Origin of the sequence: Mesorhizobium sp. M7A.F.Ca.AU.001.01.1.1, assembly GCF_004022735.1 — a bacterium.
In the GTDB taxonomy this organism is placed as follows: Bacteria; Pseudomonadota; Alphaproteobacteria; order Rhizobiales; family Rhizobiaceae; genus Mesorhizobium; species Mesorhizobium ciceri.
This window is the reverse complement of record NZ_RZPF01000267.1, coordinates 1-7722: the sequence shown is the minus strand read 5'-3', so window position 1 is coordinate 7722 and position 7722 is coordinate 1. Positions and strand designations below refer to the sequence as shown.

The window sequence follows — 7722 nt, the reverse complement described above, 5'->3', positions numbered from 1 at the left end:
CTGCAGGGCGCGAAATGATCGGATCCAACGCCTCCGGCCGTCGAAAGACCAAAGCGCCATCACGTTTGAAAACCAGGGCCGCTTTTGGCCGCGCCTCAAGGGGGTGTTGAGATTCAGGTCAGGCCAGGTCGAAAATGATGGCTTTCGAGAACCGGAGCGGAGCGGACATTTGGTCCGTGAGCACCGGAAGCGCAGAAAGCCGTCATTTGCAGACCGGCCTCACCTGAATCGACATACCGTTAGGCCAGCATCTGTGCGCCGACGGTCCTGTCGATACCGTGGTAGGGCGGGTTGAACAGATTGCCTTCCTGTTCATAGGTCCATACCTTGAACAGGCTGAGCCGGTGGGCGCCGAAACTATGCAGCAGCGGCACGTCGGTGGCGTCGCGGCCGCGGGCGATGACGATGCGGCCGATTCTTGGCGTGTTGTGGCGAGGATCGAACGTGTACCATTTGCCGTCGAGGAACACTTCCAGCCACGCCGAAAAGTCCATCGGTGCCGGATCGGCTGGCACGCCGATATCACCGAGATAGCCGTTCACATAGCGTGCCGGAATATTCATGCAGCGGCAAAGCGTGATCGCCAGATGAGCGAAGTCGCGGCAGACCCCGACGCGTTCCTCATGCGCCTGAGCCGCCGTGCGGGTCGAGCGCGCATAGCCATAGCCGAACGACAGCCGGTTGTGGACATAGTCGACGATCGCCTGCACGCGCGCCCAGCCGGACGGAATGTCGCCGAAGAGCTGCCAGGCCAGGCTGCTCAGATGATCCGTCTCGCAATAGCGGCTGCCCAGGAGATAACCGAGAACTTCGTCCGGCAGGTCCGCCACCGGCACTTCCCTGGCCAGCGTGTTTACCTCGTCCGTCTCGCCGCTGTCCTCGACGACCGCGTCGTACAGGATGCGAAAACCACCGGCGGGCGCTGTGAAGCGCCGGCAGGCATTGCCATGCAGATCGTGGTACAGCCTTGTCGGCACCGCGGGCGAGGTCAGCACCCGCGTCTGCCGCTTGATATCAGCCTGCCTGTCCCGATGGATCTCGAGCACTGAAATCACCGGCGTGGCGGCTACGCATTCGATGGCGATTTCATAGCCGAGCCGGATCAGCATCGTTGGTCCCCCCTTCGATCTTGTGAGAAGCAGTCCTTCCCAAACGCCCGGAGGATACCGTGGTTCCCTGGGCCGATCGAAAAGCCCACCCCGTGTCTTCCCCTGCCGCGGTCGAGACGTTAGGTTCGGCAACCCCACCAGCGCTCCCCGGACTCAAGGAAAATCATGTATTCAAGCAGAAAATTCGCGGCCTTCCTCTTCGACATGGACGGCACGCTCATCAATTCCATCGCCTCGGCGGAACGGGTGTGGAGCGATTGGGCACGCCGCCAGGGCCTCGACGTCGCTGCCTTCCTGCCGACGATCCATGGCGTACGCGCGATCGAGACCATCACCGGCCTGGCGCTGCCGGGCGTCGACCCGGCACACGAGGCTGATCTGCTGCTGAAGGCCGAGGCGGCCGATCTCGAAGGCATTATCCAGATCGCCGGCGCCGTGGCATTTCTCGATTCGCTGCCGCCCGAACGCTGGGCGATCGTAACCTCCGCCCCACGTGAGCTGGCGCTGTTGCGCATGAAGGCCGCGGGCATCCCCGTCCCGGCCGTCATCGTCGCAGCGGAAGATGTCTCCCGCGGCAAGCCGGCGCCCGATTGCTTCCGGCTTGGCGCGGAACGGCTCGGCTTCGACGCGCGCGACTGCCTCGTGTTCGAGGATGCCCCGGCCGGCATAGCGGCAGCCGAAGCGGCGGGCGCGGCGGTCATGGTCATCAGCGCCACGCACAAGCACCCCTTGCCAACGCAACACGCCGCGATCGCGGGCTACGACATGGTGGGCATCACCGTCGACGAGCGTGGCTGGATCGCGCTCGAGCCGCAGCGCAACGCCGCCTAGGCCGCGTCTAGAAATCGCTGGTCAGGCCCTTTACCTCCCAGTCGCCGTAGCGGCCGGGCTCCTTGCCGCCGCGGCCGCCGATTTCCTTCGGCGCCGAGGCTTCCTTTTCCAGGTACTTTACACGCCTTGCTTCGGCTTCCGCGAGCGCACGTCTGGCTTCCGGCGTCAGCGCCTTTGGCTCGACATCATGGGCAAGCTCGGCATCGGTTTTACTGGCTTCGTCGTTCATGCGATATTTCCAGCGGATTGAAACGGGAACTGGTGTTTCCCATCATATAGCGATGAGACGAAGCGGATCGACCCCTTTTCGCTATCACCTGGACAGGAGCAGACGATGAACACACTTCGCACCGCCATGCTTCTTGCCGCGATGACCGCGCTGTTCATGGGCGTCGGCTTTTTGATCGGCGGAACCGGCGGCATGATGATCGCGCTGCTGATCGCCGCCGGCACCAATCTGTTCAGCTACTGGAATGCCGACAAGATGGTGCTGTCGATGAACCGTGCCGTCGAGGTCGACGAGAAGAACGCGCCCGAATATTACGCCATCGTCCAGTCGCTCGCCAAACAGGCCGGCCTGCCCATGCCGAAGACCTACCTGATCGACAATCCGCAGCCGAACGCCTTTGCCACCGGCCGCAACCCGCAGAACGCGGCGGTCGCTGCCTCCACCGGCCTGTTGCAGGCGCTGACGCCTGAAGAGGTCGCAGCCGTCATGGCGCACGAACTCGCCCATGTGCAGCACCGCGACACGCTGACCATGACGATCGTCGCCACCTTTGCCGGTGCCATTTCGATGCTCGGCAATTTCGCCTTCTTTTTCAGTGGCAATCGCGACAACAATCCGTTCGGCTTTGTCGGCGTGCTGGCGGCGATGATCGTAGCGCCCTTTGCCGCGATGGTCGTGCAGATGGCGGTCAGCCGCACCCGCGAATACGAGGCCGACCGACGTGGCGCCGAAATCTGTGGACACCCGCTCTGGCTGGCATCGGCGCTTGACAAGATCGCCCGCGGCGCCGAACGCATCCGCAACCCCGATGCCGAGCGCAATCCCGCGACCGCGCATCTCTTCATCATCAATCCCCTTCACGGCGAGCGCATGGACAGCCTGTTCTCCACCCACCCCGCCACTGAGAACCGCATTGCAGCCTTGCAGGCGATGGCGCGCGACATGGCCGGCAGCGAAACCCGGGCTGCACCGCGCCAGGCCCCAACGCCACGCCAGGCGGACGAACTGCGGCCATCCGGCCCGTGGGATCAGACAGCACGGCCCGAGCAGCCGGCGGAGCCCGCCAAGCCCAAATCCAACCCATGGGGTCGCAATCCGACCGGGCCCAGGGGCCGGTGGTCGTGAGCGTGGCGGACAGAGGACCTCGACGCACGGTTTCAGGTGATCAGGAACACAGGGACGGCGGCGACTTCGTCGCCGGTCTCGCCGCGCGCAAGGCAGCGGCCCGCCTGCTGGCCGCCGTCATCGATGCCAGGACACCGCTTGACGGGCTGACCGATCACGAGAACGGCCACCCGCAATACAAGGCGCTCGATTTGCGCGATCGCGGCCTTGTCCGCGCCATTCTGGTCACCGCGCTGCGCTATCGCATGACCATATCGGGGCTCTTGGCGCGGCGCCTGGAAAAGCCGCTGCCGCCCAATGCCACGGCGCTGTCGCACATATTGCATGTGGCGGCCGCACAGATCCTGTTCCTCGATATTCCCGACAGCGCCGCCGTCGACATTGCGGTGACCCATGCCAAGTCCGATCCGCGCACGGTGCGGTTCTCCGGCCTCGTCAATGGCGTGCTGCGCACACTGGCACGGGCCAAGGAAACGGAATTGCCTGCCGCCCTTGCCGCCACCGACGAGGCGCCCGAATGGTTTTCCGACAGGCTGAAGACTACCTACGGCAACGAAAAGGCCAGACAGATCCTCGAAGCGCACCGCGTTGAGGCGCCGGTCGACTTCTCGGTCAAGGCCGATCCCGGACTCTGGGCCGAAAAACTCGGCGGCATCGTCCTGCCGACCGGCACGGTGCGGGTCGAGAATCTTGTCGGTCCTGTCACCGAATTGCCTGGCTTTGCCGAGGGCGCCTGGTGGGTCCAGGACGCCGCGGCCAGCCTGCCCGCCCGACTGTTCGGCGATGTCACGGGATTGCGGGTTGCCGATCTCTGCGCCGCGCCCGGCGGCAAGACCGCGCAGCTGATCGTTGCCGGCGCGAAGGTCACCGCCGTCGACACGTCAAAAAACCGGCTTGCGCGGCTGACGCAGAATCTCGAGCGCCTCGGCCTGTCCGCCGAGATCGTCCAGGCCGACCTGCTCAAATTCGAGCCGAAGGAATTGTTCGACGCCGTTCTCCTCGACGCGCCCTGCTCGTCGACCGGCACGGTGCGGCGGCACCCCGACGTGCCATGGACCAAGACTTCTGCCGATGTCGAAAAACTGGCCGACCTGCAGCGCAGGCTGCTCGCCCGCACTGTGACGCTGGTGAAGCCCGGCGGCAGGATCGTCTTTTCCAACTGTTCGCTCGATCCGCTCGAAGGCGAGGATCTCTGTCGCGCCTTTCTCGCCGGCACGCCTGAAATCACCAATGATCCGCTGCTGCAAGGCGAGATCGCCGGCATCGCTCCATTCCTGACGCCGCAAGGCACGCTGCGCACCACGCCCGCCGACCTGGACCTCGGCGCGCCGGAACGCTCAGGCCTCGACGGCTTCTTCGCCGCTCGCATGCGGCGAGCCGGCTAGGGCTTGAACTGCCGGATTTGCTGCCTTTTTTAGGCAGGACCGGGGGCAGAAGCAGGTGAACCGGCCCGGGCTCGTGGAATTCGCCTTCGCACGAATCGTGCAATCATGTAGACTCGGCGCCGGGGTAGAGGACGATCAGGAGGGGTTTTGGCACTGGCTGCCAGCAGCACGACGCGTCTGTGGACGCTTGTCGCGAAGGAGTTCTGGCGCAAAACGCGCCGGCGCCTGCGCGCCGGGCCTGTCTATCGCTGGCGCTATTCCGGCCGCACGCCGGAACGTGTGCTGATCGCACCGCCGGACCTGCGCCTCGCCGACCCGCAGATCGCACTCGAGATCTATTACGGCCGCTATCCCCTGTCGGGGCATCTGGTCGAGACCGGCGGCAAGTCGCCTTTCCAGATCAACGTGCCCAATCACGGGTGGCAGAAGACGCTGCACGGCTTTCGCTGGCTGCGCCATATGCGCGCCGCCGGCACGGAGCTTGCCGCTGCCAATGCCCGCGCCCTGGTCTCCGATTGGATCACCATGCATGGCAGCCATATTTCCGGCATCGCCTGGGAGCCCGGCACGACGGCCAAGCGCATCATCGCCTGGTTGCAGCACTCCTCGGTCGTATTGCAGGGCGCCGAGTTCCCTTTCTACCGCGCCTTCCTGAAGTCGGTTGCCATGCAGATCCGCTATCTCAGGTCGATGGCGCGCGAAATGCCCGACGGCAAGGACAGGCTGCGGGCCCGCATCGCGCTCGCCTTCGCTGCCTTGTCCCTGCCGGCGCCGGCATCGGCGCTGCGTGGCGCGACCCGCAACCTTGCCGAGGAACTCGACCGCCAGATCCTCGCCGATGGCGGGCACATTTCGCGCAATCCGATGGTCGTCCTGGAAATCCTCGCCGACCTTCTGCCGCTGCGCCAGACCTATGCCAACCAGGCGGAAACGCCGCCGCAGGCGCTGATCGGCGCCATCGACCGCATGCTGCCGGCGCTGCGCTTCTTCCGCCATCAGGATGGCAGCCTCGCCCGCTTCAACGGCATGGGCGCCACCATCCACGACCGCATCGCCACCATCCTGCGCCACGACGACACCGCTGGCGCGCCGCTGCTGCATGCGCCGCATTCCGGCTATGAGCGCCTGTCTATGGGCGGCACCACGGTCATCGCCGACACCGGCCCGCCGCCGCCGGTCGACGTGTCCAATGCCGCACATGCCAGCTGCCTTGCCTTCGAACTGTCGTCCGGGCGCCAGCACTACATCGTCAATGCCGGCATCGACACCTACGGCGCGGCTGAATTCCGGCCGCTGGCGCGCGCCACCGCCGCGCACTCGACCGCCACCATCAACGACACCTCGTCGGCGCGCTTCAGCCACTCGTTGCGCGTCAACGACCTGCTCGGTTCGCCGTTGATCGGCGGCCCGCAGCATGTGCAGTGCAAGCGCACCGATCAGAAAGGCGTTCAGGGTTTCATCGCCCGCCATGACGGCTATGTCGCGCGCTTTGGTTTCCTGCATGAGCGCGAGCTGAAGCTGTCGTCGAACGGCAATGTGCTGGCCGGCCGGGACCGCTTCCAGCGCCCCGGCAGTGCCGCGATCCGCAACAATGGCCGCGACTTCGTCACCGTCCGCTTCCACGTTCATCCCGATGTCAACCTTTTGCAGGACGAGCATGACCGCCTGGTGCTGGCCGCCGATCAGGCCGACACCTGGGTGTTCACATCGGCCGAAGTGGTGCCGGAGGTCGAGGAATCGATCTATTTCGCCGGTCTTGGCGGCCCGCGCCGCAGCCGCCAGATCGTGCTTGCCTTCAAGGCCTCGGAAATCGCCGAAGTCCACTGGCAGCTGACCCGCACCAGCATCGCCGGTTATCCGGAAAACAACTGACCTACCTGACCGCCGGTTTGATTTCCGGGCGGCATGTGCTACGGGCGCGGGCATCCACCACACCAGTCGTGAAAGGCCGCCAGCCCATGGCCGTCGCCGCCAAGAACATTCCCGCACCAGACCTGGTTCCCGTGCGCCGCGCCCTGCTCTCCGTTTTCGACAAAACCGGCCTCATCGATTTCGCCAAGGCGCTGGCAGCCGCAGGCGTCGAGCTGGTCTCGACCGGCGGCACGGCAAAGGCGATCTCTGACGCGGGCCTTCCGGTGCGCGACGTCTCCGAGCTCACCGGCTTTCCCGAGATCATGGATGGCCGCGTCAAGACCTTGCATCCCGGCGTGCATGGCGCGCTGCTTGGCGTGCGCGACGATCCGGAGCATTCAGCGGCAATGCGCAAATACGGCATCGAGCCGATCGATCTCGTCGTCTCCAATCTCTATCCGTTCGAGGAGGTCCGCCGCTCCGGCGCCGACTACGCATCGATCGTCGAGAACATCGACATTGGCGGCCCGGCCATGATCCGCGCCTCGGCCAAGAACCACGCCTATGTCGCCATCGTCACCGATCCCGGCGACTATGCCTCGGTGCTGAACGCGCTGGAGATGAACATCGGCTCGCTGTCGCTGGATTTCCGCAAGAAGCTGGCCGCCAAGGCCTTCGCCCGCACCGCCAGCTATGACGCGGCGATCTCCGGCTGGTTCGCCGAAGCGCTCGAGATCGAACACCCGACGTGGCGTGCCTTTGGCGGCAGGCTGGTCGAGGTGATGCGCTATGGCGAGAACCCGCATCAGAGCGCCGGCTTCTATATCGATGGCGACAAGCGGCCGGGCGTCGCCACGGCGCGTCAGTTGCAGGGCAAGCAGCTGTCCTACAACAACATCAACGACACCGACGCCGCCTTCGAGCTGGTCGGCGAGTTCGATCCGGCGCGTTCCGCCGCCGTCGCCATCATCAAGCACGCCAACCCGTGCGGCGTTGCCGAAGGCACCTCGCTGAAAGCCGCCTACGCCAAGGCGCTCGCCTGCGACCCGGTTTCGGCCTTCGGCGGCATCGTCGCGGTCAACCGCACCCTCGACGCCGAGGCGGCGGAAGAGATCGTAAAAACCTTCACCGAAGTCATCATAGCGCCCGGCGCCACTGACGAGGCAGCGGCCATCGTCGCGGCGAAGAAGAA

7 protein-coding genes are annotated in these 7722 nt (G+C 65.3%); 5 read left to right on the top strand and 2 right to left on the bottom strand.

The annotated features are described in order from the left end of the window. Window positions 1-239: 239 nt before the first annotated feature. Window positions 240-1109: a transglutaminase family protein gene (locus EN884_RS17615; RefSeq protein ID WP_013529017.1), complete on the bottom strand. Its 870-nt coding sequence runs from the start codon at window positions 1107-1109 to the stop codon at window positions 240-242. A gap of 165 nt (window positions 1110-1274) precedes the next feature. Between EN884_RS17615 and EN884_RS17610 the strand changes: the two genes are divergently transcribed. Next, on the top strand, window positions 1275-1940 hold the full coding sequence (locus tag EN884_RS17610) for an HAD-IA family hydrolase (protein ID WP_063169463.1): 666 nt from the start codon (window positions 1275-1277) through the stop codon (window positions 1938-1940). 7 nt (window positions 1941-1947) lie between these two features. Here EN884_RS17610 and EN884_RS17605 read toward each other — a convergent pair whose 3' ends face one another. Continuing rightward, window positions 1948-2169 carry a DUF1674 domain-containing protein gene (locus EN884_RS17605; protein WP_024504209.1) on the bottom strand — a complete coding sequence of 74 codons (222 nt, stop codon included), beginning with the start codon at window positions 2167-2169 and terminating at the stop codon, window positions 1948-1950. 105 nt (window positions 2170-2274) lie between these two features. Here EN884_RS17605 and htpX point away from each other — a divergent pair, with 105 nt between their 5' ends. The 4 genes from htpX to purH all read left to right on the top strand — a co-directional run. After that, window positions 2275-3294, top strand: coding sequence for a zinc metalloprotease HtpX (gene htpX / locus EN884_RS17600; RefSeq protein WP_024504208.1), 1020 nt, complete (start codon window positions 2275-2277; stop codon window positions 3292-3294). Continuing rightward, entirely contained in the window at window positions 3252-4679 is a 1428-nt protein-coding gene (locus EN884_RS17595; RefSeq protein WP_063169464.1) for an RsmB/NOP family class I SAM-dependent RNA methyltransferase, read from the top strand. The genes htpX and EN884_RS17595 overlap by 43 nt, the downstream gene beginning before the upstream one ends. Before the next feature lie 147 nt (window positions 4680-4826). Next, a complete protein-coding gene (locus EN884_RS17590) occupies window positions 4827-6551 on the top strand; it encodes a heparinase II/III family protein (protein ID WP_013529012.1) in 1725 nt (574 codons plus the stop codon). Between the two features lie 86 nt (window positions 6552-6637). Then, on the top strand, window positions 6638-7722 hold a 1085-nt coding region (gene purH, locus EN884_RS17585), incomplete at its 3' end, for a bifunctional phosphoribosylaminoimidazolecarboxamide formyltransferase/IMP cyclohydrolase (protein WP_128360656.1).